2 protein-coding genes are annotated in these 2,191 nt (G+C 45.1%); both read left to right on the top strand.

Features of this window, described 5'->3' with window-relative positions:
- A partial coding sequence (locus A3761_RS04085) for an MFS transporter (RefSeq protein ID WP_156491582.1) occupies window positions 1–876 on the top strand: 876 nt, incomplete at its 5' end.
- A gap of 100 nt (window positions 877–976) precedes the next feature.
- A partial coding sequence (locus tag A3761_RS04080) for a protein phosphatase 2C domain-containing protein (protein WP_068749865.1) occupies window positions 977–2,191 on the top strand: 1,215 nt, incomplete at its 3' end.

The following is a 2,191-nucleotide window of genomic DNA, read 5'->3' as shown; positions in this document are numbered from 1 at the left end:
AAAGGTTCAACCTACTTTAAGCCTAAGAAAGCAGGTGGTTTGGAAGTAACAAGCTGGGGTGACTTTTACCTATACTTGTTCATGAATATTCCAATGTATGCAGCCTTAGCTGTGTTGGCTTGGAAACTATCTCCAACGGGTGTTGCTCTCTTAAGTCAGACTGCTGTTTACGTTATTTGGGCGGGTTTGGTCGCTCTATATGTTTTCCAAACTTACTCTATCTGGAATGTAAATAAAGAAAATCTGACAAACGGTGTCCAAGAGCTTGATAAGTACCACTTTAAGCAAGTTGCGATTCTAGACTGGTCTTACTTCGTTACCTTCGGTTCAGAACTAGCGGTTGTATCAATGTTGCCTCTATTCTTCTTGGAAACTTTTGAAAGTCTTGATCCTGTCAAAGCGGGCCTATTGGCTTCAGGCTTTGCCTTCATGAACTTGGTTGCACGTCCAACTGGCGGTTGGTTCTCTGATCACATTGGTCGTCGTAAAGCTCTAATGTTCTTGATTGGTGGTTTGGCATGTGGCTACTTTGTATTGAGCCAGGTTGATTCATCTTGGTGGATCCCCGCTGCTGTGATTGCAACCATGTGCTGTTCGTTCTTTGTTCAGGCTGGTGAAGGTGCGGTATTTGCGGTAGTTCCACTGATCAAACGTCGTATGACAGGTCAGATTGCAGGTATGGCCGGAGCGTATGGTAACGTCGGTGCAGTAACTTACCTAACTGTTTTGAGCTTTGTAGATTACAGTACTTTCTTCTTGGTGATCGGTTGTTCTGCACTGATTGTATTCTTCATTGCTGCAATGATGGATGAGCCAAAAGGACAGATCTCTGAAGTACTGCCAGATGGCACAGTTCATATGATTGATGTTGGCTAGTTAGAAACTTGCTAGTCTAGAGTGCCTGCTGGTGGCTTATTTCATCGGCGGGCATTTTTGCGTTAAGGTAACGCTATAGCACTAAACTCAGGATTTCTCGATGGCCCAGATTCTTAAGATTGATGCTGCATTTTCAACAGACGCCGGTATAAAACCGATCAATGAAGACTCGGCTGGCGTCAAGGTTCCAGAAGATAGCTATCTGCTTAACAATAAAGGTTGTGCACTCGTCGTTGCCGACGGTGTTTCATCAGCTGAAGCGGGGCGCGAAGCAAGCCATACGGCTGTTGAACGTTTTATTGAGGAATATTTCCAGACGCCTGACACCTGGTCAGTCAGTAAGTGCGGAGAGCAGATTCTATCAACGATTAACCTCAAGCTTTTTCGTAAGAGTCACGAGTTCTCGTCTGATACTAAAGGTTACTTATCTACATTCAGCTCCATCGTCATCAAAGGTCGTACCGCGCACTTTTTTCATGTTGGCGATAGTCGAATATTTTTGCTGAGAGAAGGCGAATTCGCCCAATGTACTACTGATCATGTCGCTTCTTTAGGCGGCGGTAAAACTTTTCTTACTCGCGCCATCGGTATGGATAATCGCTTGCACCTCGATTATGGGCGAATTCCTCTTGAAGCCGGTGATCGCTTATTGCTGTGTAGTGATGGTGTACATGACTTTATCGAGGAAGCGAGAATAATCGAAACGCTGGCGATGGACCAGCCGGCTGAGTTTATCGCGGACAAATTTCTAGATTTGGCACGAGAAGGCGAAACCGATGACAATATCAGTGCCGTTGTGGGTATTGTTGAACAGCTGCCTTTCGAAAACCTTGATGATTATAGTGCGAAACTGACACGCCTACCTTTCCCGCCAGCTTTAGAAAAGGGTATGAAACTGGATGGTTTTGTCGTCCAAAAAGAGTTATTTGCTTCGAGTCGAAGCCAGTTGTATCTAGTAAAAGATGAAGTGTCAGGCGAGCTGTTGGCGATGAAGACGCCCTCACCAAACTTTGAGGAAGATACCGCTTATATTGACCGGTTTATCCAGGAAGAATGGATAGGTATTCGCATACAGCACCCTAATGTGGTCAAGATTATTCGACAAGACCGCAAGCGCAGTTTTCTATATTACCTCATGGAGTATGTCGAGGGAGAGGGCTTAGATAAATGGCTGAGAAAGAACCAGCCACCGAGTCCAAAGCGTGCTATCAATATCGTTAAACAAGTTGCAGAGGGCTTAAAAGCGTTTCATCAAAACGAGGCGGTACATCAAGACTTGAAGCCCGGAAATATTATGGTGACTGAAGAGGGCAAG

Source organism: Oleiphilus sp. HI0123, from assembly GCF_001635315.1.
Note: the sequence above shows the minus strand (reverse complement) of the source record. Positions and strands in the feature narration are given on the sequence as shown.